The organism is Pseudomonas sp. RT4P38, assembly GCF_054897765.1.
In genome coordinates this window covers 1,799,232-1,819,602 of record NZ_CM142703.1, presented here as the reverse complement: position 1 = coordinate 1,819,602, position 20,371 = coordinate 1,799,232, and the positions used below count along the sequence as shown (strand labels likewise).

The following is a 20,371-nucleotide window of genomic DNA, read 5'->3' as shown; positions in this document are numbered from 1 at the left end:
GCCTCTCGATCCGAGCGAGTTTCGGCTCGCTCGTCACCTGCCCCGCCTGGCAAAAATTCAGATCCGCAACTCAGGATGTTCACTCATGAACGCCTCCAGCCTCGACCTCAACCAGCGCTCGGCGGGGTCGGTATCGACATGGCTGAGCCAGACCATCGACAGATCCAGTGTCGGTGTCTTGAACGGAAACGGCTCCTGGAACAGCTGGCCGGACGCCGCCATCGCCTCGGCGGTGTAATCCGGCAGACTGGCGATCAGGTCAGTCCCGGCGAGTAAGGCCGGCAGCGAGCTGTATTGCGGCACGGAAAGGACTACCTGACGCGTACGACCAATCTCCGCCAGCCACTCATCGGCGTAGCCGCTGACATTGGCGGTGTGGGAAACCAGCACGTGCGGTCGCGCGCAATATTCATCGAGCGTCAGCGGTGTGTCCGATGCATCCGCGCGCAAAATGCTGGGCTGGATGTGCCGCAACAACTTGCGCTTGGCGTTGGCTGGCAAGCCACGAGTCTGGCTGATACCAACCGTGATATCGCCCGACGCCAGCAAGTCGGGAATCCGCCAGTAATCGACATGCTGCACCACGAACACCACCTTCGGTGCTTCCTGGCGCAAGGCACGCAGCAACGGCGGCAACAGGCCAAACTCGACGTCGTCCGACAGCCCGATACGAAACGTCATGGCGCTGCTGGCGGGGTCGAAATCGTGGGTCAGGCTCAACGCCACCGACAACGAATCCAGGGCCGGCGACAGGTGCAGAATGATCTCCTCGGCCCGCGCCGTCGGCTCCATGCGATGGCCGACGCGAATGAACAGCGGATCGTTGAACAGCGTGCGCAAGCGATTGAGCGCCGAACTGATGGTCGGCTGACCGAGAAACAACTTCTCCGCCACCCGGGTGACGTTGCGCTCGAGCATCAGCGTTTCAAACACCACCATCAGGTTGATGTCGGTCTTGCGTAGTTCGTTGCGATTCATCCACTGCCCCCGATCCCAAATCTTACGACAGTTTAGGTAGGTGTCGTAATCGGCGTCTATGCGACTCAAGCAGTTTGCGTTTAATCAAAACTCAGACAGCGGCTCTCACAACCGTAACGCCGCCTGATTAAAACGAAGCTGCTCTGACTGAGCAGCTTCACCGCCTGGAGCCTAGATTTCCTTGACCGGCGTCTGATCGTGGGTTCCTTTGATCAAACTGATGGCATGCACACAATCAGACTTATTGACGTAAGCCTCCCCGCTGGCAATCGTTTCATTGTTTCCCGCCCTCAAACGCCACCGCCATTGACCTTTGCCAGTCTGGGTGATGCCACGGGTTTGCCTGTAAATCTCAAAATACATTGCTCGCTCCTTGCGATTGCTGGTTACGGCAGATAAGTGACCTGCGAAACCAGAGTAGATGAGGATTTTTTGCCGCAGGGCCTTTCAATGTCAGGGGATATTTCGCAGATACAGCCTTGATTTGCGGGACGACCAATATATTCGGGGGGTGGTAAATTGAGTGACTGGGCTGAGTAACTTTTCCCCTGAAGAAGCATATTTTTCTTACGCTGCAGCGCTGCCTATTCCGACGCAAAAACTCAACGCAAAGGAGGGTCACGAAAAAATGGACGGTACCGGCTGGACGCTTTGAGACGTCCAGCCGACTGTGATGACTTGCTAGCCCAGCGTTGAAGCATGCTTCGATTTCTTCGCCGTGATCGCATCCGGCTGGTTAGCGAAGGCAATAAAACGCTTGGCCTGATCGACATGTTTCGAGCCTTTGATGATCGCCCAGTAATCCATGCCATACAGACTGCCCGGCCAGACCAGCCCGAGGTGGCTGCCACTTTGCGCGGGTTGCGCGCCGGCCTCCCACCATTGGATATAGGGCTTGAGTGCGGTGAGTTTGGCGAAGGTCCGGTCAACACCCTGCGGCGTGTTCAACACTGAATACACGTCCTCGACCTTCACCTCGTCGGCCAGCAAGGCGAATTCCAGGTTGTACGCCGCACGTTCAGCACCCGGAAGCCGGCTGCTAACTGATCTTTGGTCAGCGGCAACCGCAGCGAGTTCGGCGGCGCCAGCACCAACCTGCAACGCGAGATGGAACTGGCCGGTGTGCGCGTGCCGGCGAACTGCACAAACTCGGCATACCGACCACGCCATACGCCCGGCTGTATGGTTGCGACGACAACACCGTCTACCTGCAACACACCGCCAGCGGCGAACCGATGCTGTTCGAAAACATCGACACGCTGGTGTTCTGCCAGGGCCATCAACCGGTCGACACCCTAGGCGCAGAACTTCAAGGCCTGGTGGAGTTTCGGCGTATTGGCGACTGCCTCGCACCGCTTACTGCCGAGGAAGCGATTTACGAAGGGCTGAAAGTCGTCTGGGAGCTTTGAGGCTGTTTTATACTCCGGGACTTTTACGAAGATCCCGGTTTGGAGCACGCCATGAGCAACAGCAGCAACATGCCGCCTGCCACCAGTGCGCCCACTCAGGCCAGCGCGGCGGCAGCACCGCATTTTCTCGGCACACGGATTCGTGGCCTGCGCAAACGTCGGGGCATGACCTTGGCGGAACTGGCGCAGATGAGCGAGTTGACGGCCGGTTATATCAGCCAGTTAGAACGCAATCTGGCTTATCCCTCCATCCCTGCTCTGTTCAACATCGCTCGTAGTTTGGGCGTGACCATTCAGTGGTTCTTCGCCAGCGAGGCGAATACCGCGCCGGAAGATAATGGCGTTGTGGTGCGCAAAAACACCCGAATGAGCGTGCATTACGAAGACGGGATTGTGGATCAGCTGCTGACGCCGCAGCCAAATCGGCAGTTGGAGATGCTGCACTCCCGGTTTCCGCCCGGGACTTACAGTCAGCAAAGTTACAGCCATGAAGGGGAAGAGGCTGGGTATTTGCTGTCGGGGAGTTTTGCGTTGTGGGTGGGGGATCGGTATTTTCAGTTGGGTGAAGGGGATAGTTTTAGTTTTTCGAGCCAGGAGCCGCATCGGTATGGGAATCCTGGCGATGTGGATGCGGTGGTGATTTGGGTGATTACGCCGCCTTCGTTTTGAGCGTCGGCTGTTCGATACATTGTGATCACGGGCAAAATTTACGTGCCCCGTGAACTGCACAAAAAACCGGCGCCTGAAGGTGTAATTAGTCTGTTCCACAGCTTTAATGCAACGGCTCATGCGCTTGCTGAAGCTGCCTTATGACCTCCCGAATCTCCCGTTTCGCTTCCTTGTGCCGCTGACGGGCTGCTTGAATGCCAAGCTCATCAAGGCCGCCGTAACGGCTTAACCAGTGAACGATCATTTCCTCATCCGGGTAGAAGTAATCCTTGTGTTCTTTACCGCCTCTCGGGTAGTTGTTCATGTCGGTATCGAAGCGGCCTGCCGAGAACTCGTCAGGGGGTAAAGAACCTCGTTCGGCAGCACATCCTTCAAACACCCAGGCGATGTCATTGATGTGTTTCTGCGCACCGCGATGTCCGCGTTTGTAAAACACGTACTCACGACAACTCTCTTGGAATCGCTCCGCTATCAGTTCGTCGTTGAACCAACGAAGTATGTCGTGTTGCCCCGCATGCTGAATCACGCCGTTTATCCAGCGCTCGGAAAAACGTTGAAGGAAACCTTCGATGTCCGCTTTTTTCGCGTCCGCAAAAATCATGCAATAACGAGTTTTTACGTGAATGACGTACAACACATGCTTGCGTTGAACAGTGACGGCGTGAACCAGCCACTGTTCGTCTGACTCATCAGGCACATCATCTTCAATGACGGACGATGGCGGTTTGTGCACCGGGCTGATTTTTTTACCCTGGTGCACGCGGCTGAAGAAGTGACTTGCCGCTTCGGTGCAATTGAAGATCCACATCTATCGTTCTCTTATAAAAGGGCTGGTGATAACCGTTTTCAGTCCTCTCGCACGATCTCTTCAACCCATTCAAGCTTATAGGGCTGGCGAACAACGTCAGCGACCTCTTCTAACATTGCTTCGCTAAGAACCGACAGCTCCGCATCGGTCAGCAAGTCGTGCTTGACCATCAATCGCAAAGCTATGAATGCACTGGAACGACTGTAGGGGTCGAAAGTCTGGACGATGTCCTTGTCCCGATCACGCATCAGGCGATAAAGCATTCCATACCTGGCATGAGCCGAGAGCGCGTCATGCTGGGCAATTGTCTTGGCATCAGCCAGCACACCCTGGCAGAAACGATCGAGCGCAAGTTTGTGCAGTTCCTTGAATTTCTTCCAGTCACTTTCGATGATGGACATGACATCCTCCTGCGAAGAATTGTGGTCAGTGCAACGACTCATTCTTGCGAAAAAACTTACCAATACCAACCCCTGAAATAGCGGGATGATTTAGTTGGCCCACATACCCAGCATCACAAACATCAGCAAACCGATATACACCCGCGCATGGATTCGATCCGGTATCCGCCCAATCCAAGGCGCAGCCAACCGAATCCCCACCAGCGATCCGAGCGTCAAAATCGCAAACGCCAGCAGATCCACAAAACCGATAAACCACGGCCCCAGATCAAACTCGGTGAAGCCAGCCATGGCCATGTAAGTCAGCGTCCCAGCCAGCGCCACGGGCAAACTTAGCGGATTGGCCATGGACGTCGCCTGGGACATGCTCAATCCACAGCGCCGCAACAACGGCACGGTCATGACGCTACCGCCTACGCCGAGAAACGTGGCGATGGCGCCGATTCCTACACCGCCGCCAGACACTTCAGCCCTTCCCAATCGCCGTGGGATTGCGGTGTCGGACGCTGTAAGAAAGCCGCGTCGGAACAGGCAATCTGCGATGGTCACGCCCAGGTACGCGATGAACGCATTGCGAATCACCTCGCCACTCACCCACATCGCCGCCACCGCTCCAACCACCGCGCCCAAGCCGATGAACCCGCCCAACGGCCACAGGTAATGGCGAATGAGGTTTGCGGCACGGCGGTGTTTGCCGGTGGCGATCAGTGCGTTGACGATCATGACGCAGGTCGAGGTAGCCACAGCAATGTGCATTGCCGATTGGCCGACGGGGTCGTCTGTGCCGTGGCTGGCCATGAGCATGCGGTAGAGCAATGGCACGACGACGAAGCCGCCACCGAAGCCGAACAGCACCGCGGTGATGCCGGTCATGCAGCCGAAGAGTGCCAACAGGAGATAGAACATTGCGTGTCGTCCATTGGTTGAGGGCGGTCGACGATAGAACGATGCGCCTTGGCCTGCTTCAGCAAGTCAGCCAATAATGTTTGCGTTTACGCCAACCGTTGGGGCTGTTCGATGCGCAATGTTTCGATTGATCTGCTGGACCACACGCCACGGCCGGTGGTGGCCATCGGTACGGATTATTCCCAAGGCCATTTGTTGCCTCGTCATACACATCGGCGGGCGCAATTGTTATACGGCGCCACCGGGGTGATGCAGGTCAGCACGCACGACGGCAGCTGGGTGGTGCCGCCGCAGCGGGCGGTGTGGATTCCGCCGGGGGTGGCGCATGAAGTGCTGATGCTGGGGGTGAGCACGCGCAGTGTGTATATCGAACCGGCGGTGGTGGATCTGGGGGATCGCTGCCAGGTGATCAGCGTTTCGCCGTTGATGCGGCATTTGCTGATGGAGGCGGTGGAAATCCCCCTGGAGTATGACGAGCGCGGACGCGACGGTACGTTGATCGGCTTGCTGCTGCATGAACTTGGGCGCAGCACTCACCTGCCGTTGCACATTCCGCTGCCCGTCGATGCGCGGCTGCTCGCGTTGTGCCAAGGCTTTGTGCAGCAACCCGACGCTCATCAGTCGCCCCAGCAATGGGCCGATCGGTTGCACATCAGCCTGCGTACTTTCAATCGCCTGTTCCGCCAACAGACTGGCCTGAGTTTCAGCCAATGGCGGCAGCGGGCCTGCGTGGTGCTGGCTCTGGCGCGGCTGGTAGTGGGCGAACCAGTAACGCGGATTGCCCTGGATTTTGGCTATGACAGCCCGGCGGCGTTTTCGACGATGTTTCGTCGCGTATTGGGGCAGGCACCGTCTGTCTGGCTGGAGGGGGCGAAATAGCGAGCTCGCGACCAAGCGCAGAACCTGTGGGAGCGAGGCTTGCCCGCGAAGAATGCACCGCGGTTTTTCAGGTATTACGCGTCATCGTTCTTCGCGGGCAAGCCTCGCTCCTTGGTTCTGCGCTTGGCACTTCATTTCCTTTACTGATCGGTCTTAGCCGCTGCCTCGGCCTTACAGCAACTCAAAACTCTGCGCCTTCACATCCTGAGAGTCCAGACCGATCTGCACCTGGAACTCGCCCGGCTCGGCGGCGTATTCCAACTGAGCGTTGAAGAACTTCAAGTCGTTCTCATCAATGCTGAAGTGGACCGCTTTCTCTTCTCCGGCCTTGAGCATGATTTTTTGAAAGTTCTTCAGTTCTTTGACCGGACGGCTGAGGGAGCCAACGACATCGCGGATATACAGCTGAACCACCGTTTCGCCGTCGCGCTGGCCAGTATTTTTCACTATGACGCTGGCGACGAGCTTGTCGGTCTTGTTCAGTGTGGTCGAAGACAGAGCCATGTCGGTCAGGCTGAAATCGGTATAACTCAGCCCATAGCCGAAGGGATAAAGCGGACCATGGGATTGATCGAAATATTGAGACGTGTAGTTGCGAGGCCCACCCGGCAGGTAGGGGCGGCCGGTGTTCAAATGGCTGTAGTAATTCGGGATCTGCCCCACGGAGCGTGGAAAGGTGATGGGTAATTTGCCGGAGGGGTTGTAGTCACCGAACAATACATCGGCAACGGCGTTGCCTCCCTCAGAGCCGCTGTACCAGGTTTCCAGTATCGCATCGGCCTGCTTCTGCTCCTTGCCGATGGAAAGTGGCCGGCCGTTCATCAATACCAGTACCAGCGGCTTGCCGGTAGCTTTCAGGGCGGTGATCAATTCACTCTGGCGTCCTGGCAGATCGAGGCTGGTTCGACTGGCCGCTTCATGAGACATACTGCGGGGCTCACCCACTACTGCAATCACAACATCGGCTTGCTGTGCAGCCTTGACCGCTTCCTCAATCATTTCTGCTGCCGGACGAGCGTCATTCTCGATTTTGGACACTCCCTGGTATTCCAGGTATTTAACAACCTCCTGATCCTCCTCGAGATTGGCGCCTCGGGCATAGATCAGCGAGCCCTGGTTCATGGCGTTTTTCAGGCCGTCGTAGATCGTCACCGATTGCGCGGCCACGCCGCTTGCAGACCAACTGCCCATGATGTCGACGGTGCTTTTTGCCAACGGGCCTATGAGCGCGATCATGCTCTCTTTTTTTAGCGGCAAGAGCCCGTTTTCATTCTTCAGCAGCACCAATGTCTTGCGTGCCACCTCACGGGCTGCCGCTCTGTGCAGACGGTGTTCGGCATTGTTATCAGCGGGGTCTTCACTGGCAACGCCGATGCGCCGATAAGGGTCTTCGAACAGCCCCATGTCGTACTTGGCTCCCAGGACTTCCCGCACGGCGTTATCGATATTGCTCTGGGAAACAGCGCCAGACTCAAGCAGCCCGGGTAGCTCCGGACCATAGGAGAAGTCGTTCATGCTCATATCAACACCGGCCCTGATCGCGAGCCTGGCCGCTTCGCGGTGATTCTTCGCAACACCATGTTGAACCAGATCGTTTATCCCATTGTGGTCGCTGATGACCAGCCCCTTGAAGCCCCATGCTTTGCGAAGCAGGTCTTGCATCAACCATGCATTGGAAGCGGCTGGCACGCCATTTATCGAGTTAAGCGCCACCATCACCGCTCCCGCGCCCCCCTCAATCGCCGAACGATAAGGTGGCAGGTAGTCCTGGTGCATTCTGGCCAGGCCCATGTCGACGCTGTTGTAGTCGCGTCCACCCTCGACAGCACCATACAACGCGAAGTGTTTGGCGCTGGCCATGATGCTGTCGGGTGCATTCAGGCTTTTGCCCTGGTAGGCCTGAACCATCACTTTGGCAATGCGCGAAACCAGATAGGTGTCTTCACCGAAGCCTTCGGATGTACGCCCCCAGCGAGGATCACGGGCGATATCTATCATCGGTGCAAAGGTCAAATCGATACCGTCCGCACTGGCTTCTTTCGCCGCCGTTCGACCGCTCAACTCAATGGCGTCCATATCCCAGCTGGAGGCCAGCGCCAGGCCAATGGGAAAAATGGTTCGATGGCCGTGTATCACGTCCCAGCCGAAAAACATCGGTATTTTCAGGCGGCTTTGTTGAGCCGCGTCCTGCATGGGTCGGTTTACGTAACGGCTCACAGAGCCGTACGTACCCCCGATTCGCCCGGCGGTGATCTCTTGGCGCATCCTTTCGGGAGTCATCTTTTCATCAATAGCGATCAGCCGCAGTTGGCCGATCTTTTCCTCCTGGGTCATCTGATTTATGAGGTGGGTGACAAAGGCATCTTTGTTTGACGATTCCATATCGGCCAGGACCGGCAGACTTGTAAAACCAATCAGGGCACACAGCAGACGTAAACTTTTCATGATTGCCTTCCCTGTGACGCATACCACCTGCTTGCCTTTGAAACGCCACCTTTCCTTGTGTTGAAAATCAGAAAGCTGACGTTCAAACATTGCTGCTGACGGGGGCTGAAAGCCACGAGCTTTCAGGATCCCGCATAGAAATAGCGTAGTCGCTCTGACGCTCCTGCCTGAGAGAAAAAATATAACCGATCAAAAAATGAGTTTGATCCGGGCGCAAAACAACTGTACAAAAACACAGTATATTTTGAATCAGCACTATCGAGCCCGGAGAACCCATGGCCTCTCTTGCGATGAAAATCACCCTGGAACGTATCGCCCTTTTCCAATTCACCCCCGCGCATTGCGCTCAGGCCCGAGCGATGCTGGGTTGGAGTGTGGAGGAGCTGTCTCGCGAATCCGGGGTTTCGGTTGACGCTATTCAGCGTTTCGAGGCAGAGCGTGATGTGCTGGATGTCACCCGGCTTGCGTTGGCTTACCGGTTTGAATCGGAGGGTTTGGTTTTCTTTCCGGGGTTCGCGCCGGGGAGAGGGATTAATGTGAAGGGGTCTACACCGAATCCGGTGGGGCGCGGGGATTATGCGATGGTTGAGTGAGGTGTCAGCGAATGAGTGAAGTCGATGGAAGCGACAGCTGTGTTTATGAGGCGCTGAACTATCCCGATGCGGGTCAGAGGCGGGCCAAATCTGAGTACGTTATGAAGATTGGCATACTCCTCGAAACCGGTCGGCTGAGTAAGACGGAGGCGGCGCAAAAGCTCGGGCTGTCTCAGGAGGAGTTGAATGAAATGCTCCGTGGAAAATTTCGCGATTTGACCGTGGCAAAGATCTCGGAATATCTAAACCTGCTCCAGGATGAACGCAGGTAGTTGTTTGTGAAACTCGGGCCGCTCACGTGAGTCGGCCCGGCAACACATCATCAAGCGTTCTGAGCCGCGACCTGATCGCCTTCATTTTCCAACCCTACCCACCAAGCCCCACCCCGCTTCGGATGCATCACATTAAACGGCTCACCCATCTGCGGCGTGGTAATTGAAACATTCCGCTCCCAGGACAACGCCAGAATGCGGTCGAAGGGCTCGTACCAGGCGTGCATCGACAAATCGAAAGTGCCGTTGTGAATCGGCAGTAACCAACGACCTTTGAGGTCAATGTGCGCTTGCAGGGTTTGCTCTGGCTGCATGTGAACATGCGGCCACTCGACGTTGTAGGCACCGGTTTCCATGAGCGTCAGGTCGAATGGGCCGTACTGTTCGCCGATGCGTTTGAAGCCGTCGAAGTAGCCGCTGTCGCCGCTGAAGAAGATCCGCGTGTCGCCGTCGATCATCACCCACGAGGCCCACAATGTGCTGTTGCCATCGAACAGACCGCGACCGGAAAAGTGTTGCGATGGCGTGGCGATGAACTGGATGCCGTCAACTTCTGTGCCCTGCCACCAATCCAGTTGGCGCACTTTGCTGGCGTCGACGCCCCACTTGATCAACGTATCGCCCACGCCTAGCGGCGTCAGAAAGTACTTGGCCTTGTCCGCCAGTTTGAGCACGGCCTGATAGTCGAGGTGGTCGTAGTGGTCGTGAGACAGGATCACCGCTTCGATCGGCGGCAACTCTTCGAGGCTGATCGGCGGCTGGTGGAAGCGCTTGGGACCGGCCCATTGCACGGGTGAGGCGCGTTCGGCGAAGACCGGGTCGGTAATCCAGAATTTATCCCGCAGTTTCAGCAGTACGGTGGAATGACCGAGTCGGTAAACGCTGTGGTTAGGTGCGGCGATCAACGCTGCCTGAGTCAGGGTTTGCACCGGGACGGGTGCGGTCGGGCGGGTGTTACGCGGTTTGTGGAAGATCATGCTCCACATGATGCGCAGGGTTTTGCGAAAGCCTTCGCGCTTTACCTGCGCATGGTTTCGAAAGAGCCCTTCTGCCTGACGGGAAGCTTCAGGCGTAGAGGCGTTATCCGATGGGGAAGTTGATGTGGCCATGACTGAATGACTCCAGGAAAACCACATGATTCGCGGTTCTCCGCTTGGGACGATAAATGGCCAAGGCACGCACGCATCAGCCGGAGATTCTATTGTTCACTGTGCTGGACTAATCAAAGCATTACACTGCACAGTGTAGTTTCTAGGTTGCATCAAAGCCGATCACAAGTAAACTGCCAAGTGTAATTCTCACTTTTTCCTGCCGAAGCGTACTTATGACAGCTCCACAGCGCCTCACCGACCGAAAACGCGAAGCCATCATTCAGGCGGCGATTGCCGAATTCCGAGCCAACGGTTTCGACATCACCAGCATGGACAAGATCGCTGCCACCGCCGGCGTGTCGAAGCGCACGGTGTACAACCATTTCCCCAGCAAGGAAGAGTTGTTCGCCGAAATCCTCAATCAATTGTGGGCGCGGGTGACGGCAGAACAGGAAACGCTCTACCACCCTGACCTGCCGCTGCGCGACCAGATGCGCCGGATGCTAATGGCGAAAATGCAGATGCTGGGCGATGACAATTTTCTCGACCTGGCGCGAGTGGCCATCGCCGCTACGATCCATTCCCCCGAGCGCGCGCAGAATATGGTCGCCCGAATGGGCGAACGTGAAGAAGGCCTGACCGTGTGGATCCGCTCCGCCCAGGCTGATGGTCGCTTGAAACCGGTCGCTCCCGAATTCGCCGCTCAACAGATTCAGGGAATGCTCAAATCCTTTGCGTTCTGGCCGCAGATTTCCATGGGTTTGCCCGGCCTGTCAGCCGAAATGCAGAGCACTGTTGTCGAGTCGGCGCTGGACATGTTCCTGGCCTGTTATCAGCTCTGAATCGAGCTGCAATAAATGACAAGGTCTGCCGATATACCGATCACAGGTCGCTCTGAATAAAACACCGCAGTGTGTTTCAGAATGAAACTGGCGCTGGGGCTATAGTGAGCCTCAGTCCGAGCGCCATGCAGAGAAGCATCATGACCACCAAGACTTGCGACACTAAACCCGCCGCCCCCGTCGACCCAGCCTGACCTCGCAAATGCATCAGCACTTCGTGGGCAGGATCAGCCCAAGGTCTGATGCCCATCAAGGCAATTTCAACGCCCGCCCCAACTCATCGAACAACGTCACCACCGAGCGCAGGGCGCGGCAGTCAGGGCGGGTCAGCAACCAGAGCGCTGTGTCGTAACCGTGTAGTGGCTCGCTCAACGGTTGCAGCCCGTCACCGATGAGGAAGTCCGGCAATGCCGCGACACCGAGCCCGGCCCGCACCAGCTCAGTCACCGACAACATGCTGTTGCAGCGATAACCCGGCGTGACGCCGGGCAACTGCTGACGGCGCCACGCGACGGTGGGGTGATCGGGCAGGAAGTCGTCCGGGGCGATCCAGGTCAGCGACGCCAGGTCTTTGGTATCGACCGATTTCAGGTACGCCGCACTGGCACAGACTCGATACGACACCGCAGCCAATCGCCGGCCAACCAAGTGCTCGGGCGGTGTGCGGGTCAGGCGCAAGGCAATATCCGCATCCCGACGGCTGAGGTTGGCGAAGTCGTTGGAGGTGCTCAACTCGATGGTCAGCGCCGGGTAGGACGGCATGAACCGCGCCAACGCCGGCAACAGCAAACCTTGCAGGACCGAATCGGTGCAAGTCAGGCACACGGTGCCGCTGATGACTTCACCGCCCTGCTCCACGCCAATGCGCGCCGCCTCCAGCGCTTGTTCGGCCCGCTCAGCCTGCTCGGCCAGGGTCTGCGCCAAGGTGGTGGGCAAGTAGCCGGCGCGGCTCTTTTCGAACAATTGCTGGCCCAGCGCGGCTTCCAGTCGGCGCACGGCGCGAAACACCGTCGAGACGTCGACCTTCAACAGCGTCGACGCCCGCGCCAGAGAGCCGCCGCGCACCAGCGCGAGGATCAGGGACAGGTCGGGGTAGTCCAGTCGATAGTGCATTGGTGCATTGATCAATTGGGATAATGCCAATACTGAGTGCGTGAACGCCAATCTATAGTGGGTGCCAGGAATCAACAAGCGTGGAGCGCACACATGGAAACCCGCCCAATCCGCATCGCCCTGATCGGCGATTACGACCCGCACGTCACCGCTCACCAAGCCATTCCCGTCGCCCTCGGCATGGCCGCCGAACACGCAGGGCTAGACGTGCAGTTCCAGTGGTTGGCCACCGACCACATCAGCGCCGATACGCCGTTGGCTGAATTCGACGGTTTCTGGTGCGTGCCCGCCAGCCCTTACCGCGAAATGGACGGTGCGTTGCGGGCGATTCGTTTTGCCCGTGAACAGCAGCGACCATTCCTGGGTACCTGCGGCGGGTTTCAACACGCCGTACTCGAATACGCCCGACATGTTCTGGGCTGGGACAATGCCGAACATGGCGAGACATCGCCCGATGCGGCGCGAGCGCTGCTCACACCACTGACCTGCTCGCTGGTGGAGGCCGTGGACAGCATTCATCTGGTTGAAGGCTCGTTGATCGCCGAGGCGTACGAATGCGCTGAGATTGTCGAAGGATATCGCTGCCGCTACGGCGTTAATCCAGGGTTCGAACGTGAGTTGTTGACCCAACAGCTGTGCGCCGTTGGACACGACTCAACCGGCGACTTGCGGGCGGTGGAACTCAAAGGTCATCCGTTCTTCGTCGCGACGCTGTTCCAACCTGAACGCGCAGCGCTCAAGGGCAAACTGCCGCCGCTGGTCCGAGCGTTGATCGCAGCCTGCAAAAGGCAGAAATCATGATCGCCAAGACGGGTCAGCGAAGCGGCGATTCTGGCGTGGAAACATCATCCCGAGCACAGTGAAATTCGCGAGCGTGGGCGGTGGACGTGGTATTCGGCGTGTCATACGCGGGTGTGCAAGGTTGAGCGGGATTATCGGTTTCAGCAGTGATGATGTGCGGTGTCTTTCAGGTCGCCATCGCGAGCAAGCTCGCTCCCACATTGGTCTTGTGATCGACACATAACTAATGTGGGAGCGAGCCTGCTCGCGAAAGGGCCAGCGCATTCACTGCAAAAATATCAGCTCTGCACCAGACTGCGAACCGCCGAAATCTCCGGCACTTCCCGCCGATTCATGTACACCCGCAACGGTTCGGTGATGTTGATCCGGTCATCGATGTTCTGATCCAGCAACAACTGAATCAACTCACGTTTGAGCGTCATGGCCTGCCCGGAACCCGAGGTCCAGACGAATTCACTGGTAGGAATAATCCCGTCATCCGCCACGTCCATACCGAACGAGTCTTCGCTGAAACGAACAATGTACTGGCCGGTCTTGCGATTGAGGCCGACGAAGCCTTTGAGTTGGTCGGCGGCCTGGCAGATGAGCTCGGAAGTGATGCGCATGATAAACCTCACAAAAGGTCGTAATGGACCGGTGATCGATGGTTTACACGCAGGGCAAGCGAATGGATTTCCCTCTGCCGGGGAAATTGCCGGGGCCAAGAGTACTGCAAAGACGCGCACAAAAGCGCTGAAAAATATGCTTTAAACACGTTTATGTCGGTCTGGCGATAGCGCAAGCGGCGCTCAGTTGTTAAAAGAGACGTCTTTGTAAATCTGCGAAAGGACCTCGACCATGCCTGTTACCTTCACCAAGAGCGCCCTGTTGCTGAGTCTGATGCTGGGCCTCGGCCAGGCACAGGCCGCCAGCGAGCCAAGCCCCACTGCACTGGCAACCCGCACGGGCATCCCGCATCCGGCAGTGATCGCCCACCGTGGCGCGTCTTTCGATGCACCGGAATCCACCGCCGCCGCCTACAAACTGGCCCGTGATCTGGGTGCCGACTACCTGGAAATGGACGTGCAACGCAGCAAGGATGGCGTGCTCTTCGCCCTGCACGACGACAACCTGCAACGCACCACCGACGTCGCCAGCAAATTCCCTGAGCGCAAGGACCGCCCGGCCAACGAGTTCACCCTCGCCGAGCTGAAAACCCTGGATGCTGGCAGCTGGTTCAACTCCGCCTACCCGGATCGCGCGCGTCCTTCCTACGCTGGTCTGAAAATCCTGACCCTCGATGAAATCATCGATATCGCCCAAGGCAACCCGCTGCACAAGCCGGGCCTGTACATCGAAACCAAAGAGCCGAAGCAATTCCCCGGGATCGAGCGCGACCTCAAGGATAAATTGCAGGACCGCGGCTGGCTGAGCCCGGCGGGTTCGAAACTGGCGAAGAGCAATCTGGCGGTTGGCCAGGGCAAAGGCAAAGTTGTGCTGCAAACCTTCGAGAAGAGCAGCCTCGAACTGCTCGAGAAGGAAATGCCGAAAGTGCCGAAAATCCTCCTGCTGTGGGTCGGCGAAGGCAGCATCGAGCCGAAATCCAAGGTGACGTTTGCTGAATCCGGCGACAAAGACAAAGCCACCTATTACGCCAAACAACAACCGAAAGACAAAGCCGAATTCCAGCAATGGGTCGAGTACGCAAAAGCCCAGGGCGCGATCGGCACCGGTCCTTCTGCGGCGCTGACCAAGGGTGGCGATCAGAGCTACTCGGACCTGGTGCAACCGTGGATGAACCAGTACACCCACGATCAGGGTTTGCTGGTGCACGTCTACACCATCGACGATGCCGTGGATTACCAGAAAGTCATGGACGCCGGCGTCGACGGCATCTTCACCAACCGCGCCAGCGAACTGCTCAAGTTCTACAAGCGCCCGGCAGCTGCCAGTGTTGCGCAATTGCTGCAAAACAACGGTTATTGAACAATCCGAGAAACACTCGAAGGAATTAAGGGTGAATTAAGTTGCGCAAGCTAACCTGATCCCACTTAAACAGAACACCCAAGGAAAGAACCTCATGAAAACCCTGACTGCCCTGTTCACTGCCGCTGCCCTGACCCTCACCGCTGGCCTGGCCCAGGCCGATGTTCGCGTCGACCAGATCCCTGAGCTGGTCAAGAGCGGCAAGATCAAGCCTTTGGAAGAGATGAACCAGGCCGCATTGAAATTGCACCCGGGTGCGACCATCACCGACACGGACTTGGACAACCACTTCAATAACTATGAGTACGAAGTGGAACTGAAAACCGCTGACGGCAAAGAATTTGACGTGGACTTCGATGCCACCACCGGTAAAGTCCTGAGCGACAAGCAAGACACCTGATGCACAAAGACCAAGCCGCATGATCTTCAGATCGTGCGGCTTTTTTGCATGTCCGATTCAGAGAATGACGTGGTATTGACCGAGCAACAGGGCACGACATTTACCTTCGGCGCTTTCCTGCTTGGCCTGGGCCGCTTGCAGTTGCTGCTGTTGCTCCTGCAATTGCTTTTGCAGTTCGGCAATCTGCTTGCGCAGCTCTTTCAACGTATCGGATTCCGCGCTGCTGCGTTACGCGCTTAAACGCGCCGTCACTTCATTCAACTGCCCCGACAACCCATGCAGGTTGTGGCTGGCCGCTTCGGTGCGCTGCACGTTGTCCAGGTTGGTACTGGCGATGCTGGTGATTTCGGTGAGGTTGCGCGAGATGTCTTCGGCCACCGAGGTCTGCTCTTCGGCGGCGGTGGCGATCTGGCGGTTCATGTCGCGGATGGCTTCCACGGCATGGGTGATGCGCTCCAGCATGGCGCCGGCCTGAGTCACCTGCTCGACACTTTCTTCACTGCGCGACTGACCGCTTTCAATCGCTTGGGCCGCATCCACCGCACCGGTTTGCACGGTTTGGATGATCTGGTTGATTTCGATGATCGACGCCGCCGTGCGCTGGGCCAGGCTGCGGACTTCATCGGCCACCACGGCAAAACCGCGCCCGGCTTCACCGGCACGGGCCGCTTCGATGGCTGCGTTGAGCGCCAGCAGATTGGTCTGCTCGGCGATGCCGCGAATCACTTCCAGTACCTTGCCGATGCGCCCGCTGTCGGTTTCCAGACGACGGATGACCATGGCGGTATTGGCAATTTCGCCGCGCATTTGGGTGATGGTGTGAATGGTGCCCTGCATGACTTTTTCGCCCTGCTGAGCGGACTGGTCGGCATCGTCGGCGGCACGCGCGGCATCGGCTGCGTGTCGCGCGACTTCTTGCGCGGTGGCGGACATTTCGTTCATCGCCGTGGCCACCTGATCGGTTCTGTTGAACTGCTCGTTGGTGCCGCTGGCCATCAGGGTGGCGATGGAATTCAGTTCACCGCTGGCGCTGTCCAGATCCGAGGCACTGCGCTGCAAACGGCTGAAGGTTTCGGCGAGGAAATCGCGCAGTGTGTTGGCGGCCATCGCCAGTTTGCCCAGCTCGTCCTGTCGGGTGCTGGCCACGCGTTCGGCGAAACGACCGTGGCTGAGTTGCGCCACGTACTCGATCAGTTTGCGAATCGGTTCCACCAGGTTGCGGTTGACCAGCCACAGGCTCAACAGGCCGATCAGCAGACCCGAGGCGAGCATCACAATGATCCCCAGCAACACGGTGCGATCGGCGTCGGCGCTGATCAGCTTCGATTGCTCGGCACCCTGCTTGCGCAATTCGCTGACCAACTCGCTCATCTGATCGCTGGTCGCCCGGTCCACACCTTTGACCGCCGTGTCGCCAGCCCTTGGGTCGGCACCTGCCGCCACATAAGCGTCACGGCCCTTCTGATAAGCCGTACCCAACAGGCGATGTTCGTCCCGCAGGCGTTCGATGCGAGTCTTGAGTTGCGGCTCAATGCCCTTCTGCCCGGCCAGTTCACCGAGGATGCCCTGCACATCGCGCTGACGCTCCTCGAATTGCTTCCAGTATTTGTCCAGGTCTGCAGGCTGCTTGCCGCGCAGCAAAACGTTTTTCCACTCCTGAACTTGAACCTTGAATTGCAGGTTGGCTTCATCGATCAATTGCGAGGTGTGCAGCGGGCCTTCGATCAGATTCGCGTAGTTCTGAACACCGCTGGACAGAAAGTGAAAGCAGGCCAGGGCGATCAGCAACATGGCCAACAGGCTGCCGCTCAACAAGGCAAGGATTTGTGCTCTCAGGGATTTTTGCAAAAACATCGAGTGATCTCACGACAGGGATAAGGCACGCCCGGCAGGCGTGCAAGGTGTCCGGACATCCCTGTCAGCGACGCTGGCCCAAGACCGCATCGCGAAATTCAACATCAGCATCATCGGCGCGCCAGAGCCTTTCTTGAGCGCTTCCGACCACCGGTAGAAGGCACCTGGCCACCGATTTGCACCTGTCACAAAACCGTCAAAAATCCTTGCAATGATGCGGCTCAAGTGAACCTGTGAAACCCGTGACAGGCACCTCCCCTTGCGAGCCCTCATGAACCACAGCATCGACCAAAGCCATCGAGACCCGGACCTGTTCGGTCTGCTGTACGGTTTCAGTTTTCGCCCCGGTGAGCGCGGCCGGGAGATCAATTCGGCCAAGGCATTGCAATGCCTGCAACAACCCGGCGACAGCGACCAATTTCTCTGGCTGCACCTGAACCTCGCTCATGCCGCCTGCGAGCGCTGGATGAAAAGCCATCTAGAATTGCCGGACGAGTTTTTCGAAGCGCTGCATGAGGGTTCACGTTCGACGCGCATCGAGCATGTGGATTCGGCGTTGCTGGCGGTGGTCAACGACGTGGTGTTCAACCTCAGCAGCATGGTTTCCTCGGATGTCTCGACGCTGTGGGTCTGCGCCCGCAGTCGGCTGATCATCAGCGCACGCCTGCAACCGCTGCACTCGGTGGACAAGCTGCGCTCCTCGGTGAAGGCCGGTGAGTGCTTTCGCTCACCGCTGGAATTGCTGGTGCATTTGCTGCGCGATCAGGGCGAAGTGCTGACCCAGATCGTGCGCAAGACCAGCCTCAGCGTCGATCAGATCGAAGATGAGTTGCTGTCCTCGAGGTTGTCGACCAACCGGGCTGAGTTGGGTGCCAATCGTCGAGTGCTGGTGCGCCTGCAACGCTTGTTGGCGCTGGAACCGGGCTCATTGCTGCGCCTGCTCAATCGCCCACCGCAGTGGTTGCAGAAGGAAGACGTCAAGGAGCTGCGCAAGTCCACCGAGGAGTTCGCGCTGATCATCAACGACCTCACGGCGTTGGGCGAGCGGATCAAACTGTTGCAGGAAGAAATCGCCGCCAACCTCAACGAACAGAGCAACCGCACACTGTTCACCCTGACCGTGGTGACGGTGCTGGCGCTGCCGATCAACATCATCGCCGGGTTCTTTGGCATGAACGTCGGTGGAGTGCCGCTTTCCGGTGATCCGGAGGGGTTCTGGATTCTGGTGGCATTGGTCGCTACGTTTACCGTGATCGCCGGGCGTTGGGCGTTTCGTAAGCGCCAGGGGTGTTGACCTTGCCGGCAGCGATTCTGTTGTCGGGCAGTTTGTATTGGTTGTTCACCCAGCTGCTCTAAGGTCAGTCGATGCGAATCCGCCCAACGAGCGATGCCTCGTCCTGGCGAAACAGCCCTTCGATTTCGTCCATGTGCGACAGCAAATCCTTGCTGCGCTCGTACAACACCAGGCCGTCCTGAGTCGCCTGAACCTTGCGCGTGGTGCGTTGCAGCAAGCGCGTGCCTACGAGCGTTTCGAGGGCCTGGACGTGCTCGGACACAGTGGACCTCGGCAACCCCAGGCTTTCACCGGCGAGGGTAAAACTCGACATCTCGCTGACACGAACGAAGGTGCGCAGCAGTTCCAGCTTGTTCATGGCCCGACCTTCTATTGTTCGGATTAACCGACCAGTGATTCCGATTTCAGCCTGTTTATCACTTCAGGGCGGATAAATAAACTTCCTCCACATCATCACTCACTGCTCTGGAGCAAGTCCCATGAACCGTAAAATCGTACTGATCACCGGCGCCAGCCGCGGCCTTGGCAAAAACGCAGCCCTGCATTTGGCAGCCCAAGGTATCGACGTCATCGGTACCTACAACAGTAAGGCCGATGAGGCGCACGCACTGGTCGCGCAGATCGAAAGCCTCGGCGGTCGCGCCGCCATGCTGCAACTCGACGTTGGCCAGAGTGAAGGCTTCGCAGATTTCGCCAGTCAAGTCGCCGATGTATTGCGCAGCCGTTTTGGTCGCGAGCACTTTGACTTTTTGATCAACAACGCCGGTATCGGCCTGACCGCGAACTTCGTTGACACCACCGTCGCCCAGTTCGATTTGCTGATGAACATCCATCTGAAAGGGCCGTTTTTCCTCACCCAGAACCTGCTGCCATTGATGGTTGACGGTGGCCGCATCCTCAACGTTTCCAGCGGTCTGACCCGCTTCAGCTTGCCGGGCTACGGCGCTTACGCGGCGATGAAAGGCGCGATGGAAGTGTTGTCGCGTTATCAGGCCAAGGAACTCGGTGCGCGCGGTATTTCCGTGAATACCCTGGCGCCTGGCGCGATCGAAACTGATTTCGGCGGCGGTACGGTGCGCGATAACAGCGACGTGAACAGCTACGTGGCCGGCAATACCGCGCTGGGTCGCGTCGGTCAGCCGGACGACATCGGTGCCGCCATTACGTTGCTGCTGGCTCCGGGTAGCCGGTGGATCAACGGCCAGCGCGTCGAAGCGTCGGGCGGGATGTTTTTGTAAGGACCCGCTCCCGCACCACGTCATACGTCCAGTGGTAGACGTAGGTGTATGGCAGGAAAAACAGCAACACACCGATGTCCAGCAGGAACGCTTGCCACAGGCTGATGTTCAGCCACCAGGCGATCAGTGGCACACCGACCGCAACCAGACCGCCTTCAAACAGCAGCGCATGGGCCACACGCACCCAGGCGTTGTGCACGATGGCAAAGCGTTTGAGCACTCGGTCGAACAGGCCGTTGAAGACCACGTTCCAGGCCAGGGCAAGGGCGGCGATGACTAGGGTGACGACGCCCATCTCAAGCATCGGTTTATCCATGATCCACGCCAGCAGCGGCGTACAGATCAAGATGGCCAGTACTTCGAAACCGATGGCCTGGAAAATACGTTCAGTGATGGATTTGTTGACGTTCATG

The 20,371-nt window shown here is 57.8% G+C and carries 22 protein-coding genes and 4 pseudogenes; 12 read left to right on the top strand and 14 right to left on the bottom strand.

Translation table 11 applies throughout. The features are described 5' to 3' along the window. Positions 1–57: 57 nt before the first annotated feature. The 3 genes and pseudogenes from ACYZT7_RS08415 to ACYZT7_RS08405 form a co-directional block, all read right to left on the bottom strand. Positions 58–978 (bottom strand): LysR family transcriptional regulator, encoded by a 921-nt coding sequence (locus tag ACYZT7_RS08415; protein ID WP_462040671.1) that lies wholly within the window; start codon positions 976–978, stop codon positions 58–60. Between the two features lie 171 nt (positions 979–1,149). Continuing rightward, positions 1,150–1,341 carry a YegP family protein gene (locus tag ACYZT7_RS08410; protein WP_462040670.1) on the bottom strand — a complete coding sequence of 64 codons (192 nt, stop codon included), beginning with the start codon at positions 1,339–1,341 and terminating at the stop codon, positions 1,150–1,152. 360 nt (positions 1,342–1,701) lie between these two features. Next, positions 1,702–1,998: pseudogene (locus ACYZT7_RS08405) on the bottom strand (ABC transporter substrate-binding protein); the annotation flags it as partial. A gap of 110 nt (positions 1,999–2,108) precedes the next feature. Here ACYZT7_RS08405 and ACYZT7_RS08400 point away from each other — a divergent pair. Beyond that, positions 2,109–2,387: pseudogene (locus ACYZT7_RS08400) on the top strand (oxidoreductase); the annotation flags it as partial. A 69-nt stretch (positions 2,388–2,456) separates the two neighbouring features. Continuing rightward, on the top strand, positions 2,457–3,056 hold the full coding sequence (locus tag ACYZT7_RS08395; RefSeq protein WP_462041762.1) for a cupin domain-containing protein: 600 nt from the start codon (positions 2,457–2,459) through the stop codon (positions 3,054–3,056). A gap of 103 nt (positions 3,057–3,159) precedes the next feature. Here the strand turns inward: ACYZT7_RS08395 and ACYZT7_RS08390 are convergent, their stop codons facing one another. From ACYZT7_RS08390 to ACYZT7_RS08380, 3 genes are all read right to left on the bottom strand, one after another. Continuing rightward, positions 3,160–3,864 carry a DUF6933 domain-containing protein gene (locus ACYZT7_RS08390; RefSeq protein WP_462040669.1) on the bottom strand — a complete coding sequence of 235 codons (705 nt, stop codon included), beginning with the start codon at positions 3,862–3,864 and terminating at the stop codon, positions 3,160–3,162. 38 nt (positions 3,865–3,902) lie between these two features. Further along, complete coding sequence (locus ACYZT7_RS08385; protein WP_462040668.1) at positions 3,903–4,265, bottom strand: hypothetical protein; 363 nt, start codon at positions 4,263–4,265, stop codon at positions 3,903–3,905. Between the two features lie 90 nt (positions 4,266–4,355). Continuing rightward, positions 4,356–5,171, bottom strand: a complete 816-nt coding sequence (locus ACYZT7_RS08380; RefSeq protein WP_462040667.1) for a sulfite exporter TauE/SafE family protein — start codon at positions 5,169–5,171, stop codon at positions 4,356–4,358. A 111-nt stretch (positions 5,172–5,282) separates the two neighbouring features. On the opposite strand from ACYZT7_RS08380, the gene ACYZT7_RS08375 reads away from it, so the two are divergent. Next, positions 5,283–6,050 (top strand): AraC family transcriptional regulator, encoded by a 768-nt coding sequence (locus ACYZT7_RS08375; RefSeq protein ID WP_462040666.1) that lies wholly within the window; start codon positions 5,283–5,285, stop codon positions 6,048–6,050. A gap of 171 nt (positions 6,051–6,221) precedes the next feature. On the opposite strand, the gene bglX is transcribed toward ACYZT7_RS08375, so the two are convergent. Continuing rightward, on the bottom strand, positions 6,222–8,495 hold the full coding sequence (bglX, locus tag ACYZT7_RS08370; protein WP_462040665.1) for a beta-glucosidase BglX: 2,274 nt from the start codon (positions 8,493–8,495) through the stop codon (positions 6,222–6,224). A 275-nt stretch (positions 8,496–8,770) separates the two neighbouring features. Between bglX and ACYZT7_RS08365 the strand changes: the two genes are divergently transcribed. After that, the gene (locus ACYZT7_RS08365; RefSeq protein ID WP_462040664.1) at positions 8,771–9,088 is read left to right on the top strand and encodes a helix-turn-helix domain-containing protein; all 318 of its coding nucleotides are present in this window, start codon (positions 8,771–8,773) and stop codon (positions 9,086–9,088) included. Between the two features lie 11 nt (positions 9,089–9,099). Beyond that, complete coding sequence (locus ACYZT7_RS08360) at positions 9,100–9,360, top strand: XRE family transcriptional regulator (protein WP_462040663.1); 261 nt, start codon at positions 9,100–9,102, stop codon at positions 9,358–9,360. A gap of 50 nt (positions 9,361–9,410) precedes the next feature. Here the strand turns inward: ACYZT7_RS08360 and ACYZT7_RS08355 are convergent, their stop codons facing one another. Beyond that, a complete protein-coding gene (locus ACYZT7_RS08355) occupies positions 9,411–10,469 on the bottom strand; it encodes an MBL fold metallo-hydrolase (RefSeq protein ID WP_462040662.1) in 1,059 nt (352 codons plus the stop codon). A gap of 215 nt (positions 10,470–10,684) precedes the next feature. Here ACYZT7_RS08355 and ACYZT7_RS08350 point away from each other — a divergent pair, with 215 nt between their 5' ends. Next, entirely contained in the window at positions 10,685–11,293 is a 609-nt protein-coding gene (locus ACYZT7_RS08350; protein WP_462040661.1) for a TetR/AcrR family transcriptional regulator, read from the top strand. A 249-nt stretch (positions 11,294–11,542) separates the two neighbouring features. On the opposite strand, the gene ACYZT7_RS08345 is transcribed toward ACYZT7_RS08350, so the two are convergent. Further along, positions 11,543–12,484: a LysR family transcriptional regulator gene (locus ACYZT7_RS08345; RefSeq protein WP_462041761.1), complete on the bottom strand. Its 942-nt coding sequence runs from the start codon at positions 12,482–12,484 to the stop codon at positions 11,543–11,545. A 15-nt stretch (positions 12,485–12,499) separates the two neighbouring features. Between ACYZT7_RS08345 and ACYZT7_RS08340 the strand changes: the two genes are divergently transcribed. After that, positions 12,500–13,207: a CTP synthase C-terminal region-related (seleno)protein gene (locus ACYZT7_RS08340; protein ID WP_462040660.1), complete on the top strand. Its 708-nt coding sequence runs from the start codon at positions 12,500–12,502 to the stop codon at positions 13,205–13,207. A 15-nt stretch (positions 13,208–13,222) separates the two neighbouring features. Then, positions 13,223–13,357 (top strand): annotated as a pseudogene (locus ACYZT7_RS08335) (antibiotic biosynthesis monooxygenase); the annotation flags it as partial. Between the two features lie 128 nt (positions 13,358–13,485). On the opposite strand, the gene ACYZT7_RS08330 reads toward ACYZT7_RS08335, so the two are convergent. Then, the gene (locus tag ACYZT7_RS08330; protein WP_282375523.1) at positions 13,486–13,812 is read right to left on the bottom strand and encodes a DUF2025 family protein; all 327 of its coding nucleotides are present in this window, start codon (positions 13,810–13,812) and stop codon (positions 13,486–13,488) included. 232 nt (positions 13,813–14,044) lie between these two features. On the opposite strand from ACYZT7_RS08330, the gene ACYZT7_RS08325 reads away from it, so the two are divergent. Next, the gene (locus ACYZT7_RS08325) at positions 14,045–15,172 is read left to right on the top strand and encodes a glycerophosphodiester phosphodiesterase (protein WP_462040659.1); all 1,128 of its coding nucleotides are present in this window, start codon (positions 14,045–14,047) and stop codon (positions 15,170–15,172) included. Positions 15,173–15,266: 94 nt separating this feature from the next. After that, complete coding sequence (locus ACYZT7_RS08320) at positions 15,267–15,572, top strand: PepSY domain-containing protein (protein WP_010457288.1); 306 nt, start codon at positions 15,267–15,269, stop codon at positions 15,570–15,572. Positions 15,573–15,629: 57 nt separating this feature from the next. Here ACYZT7_RS08320 and ACYZT7_RS08315 read toward each other — a convergent pair whose 3' ends face one another. After that, on the bottom strand, positions 15,630–15,776 hold the full coding sequence (locus tag ACYZT7_RS08315; RefSeq protein WP_462040658.1) for a hypothetical protein: 147 nt from the start codon (positions 15,774–15,776) through the stop codon (positions 15,630–15,632). Between the two features lie 24 nt (positions 15,777–15,800). After that, the gene (locus ACYZT7_RS08310) at positions 15,801–17,426 is read right to left on the bottom strand and encodes a methyl-accepting chemotaxis protein (protein WP_462040657.1); all 1,626 of its coding nucleotides are present in this window, start codon (positions 17,424–17,426) and stop codon (positions 15,801–15,803) included. Positions 17,427–17,697: 271 nt separating this feature from the next. Here ACYZT7_RS08310 and ACYZT7_RS08305 point away from each other — a divergent pair, with 271 nt between their 5' ends. Continuing rightward, positions 17,698–18,720: a transporter gene (locus ACYZT7_RS08305; protein WP_462040656.1), complete on the top strand. Its 1,023-nt coding sequence runs from the start codon at positions 17,698–17,700 to the stop codon at positions 18,718–18,720. A gap of 67 nt (positions 18,721–18,787) precedes the next feature. Here the strand turns inward: ACYZT7_RS08305 and ACYZT7_RS08300 are convergent. Further along, positions 18,788–19,078, bottom strand: a pseudogene (locus tag ACYZT7_RS08300) (LysR family transcriptional regulator); the annotation flags it as partial. Positions 19,079–19,199: 121 nt separating this feature from the next. Between ACYZT7_RS08300 and ACYZT7_RS08295 the strand changes: the two are divergent. Beyond that, positions 19,200–19,958, top strand: a complete 759-nt coding sequence (locus tag ACYZT7_RS08295; RefSeq protein ID WP_462040655.1) for an SDR family NAD(P)-dependent oxidoreductase — start codon at positions 19,200–19,202, stop codon at positions 19,956–19,958. On the opposite strand, the gene ACYZT7_RS08290 is transcribed toward ACYZT7_RS08295, so the two are convergent. Beyond that, entirely contained in the window at positions 19,915–20,370 is a 456-nt protein-coding gene (locus ACYZT7_RS08290) for a multidrug/biocide efflux PACE transporter (protein WP_449643506.1), read from the bottom strand. The two genes, ACYZT7_RS08295 and ACYZT7_RS08290, sit on opposite strands and share 44 nt — an antisense overlap. Between the last annotated feature and the right edge of the window lies 1 nt (position 20,371).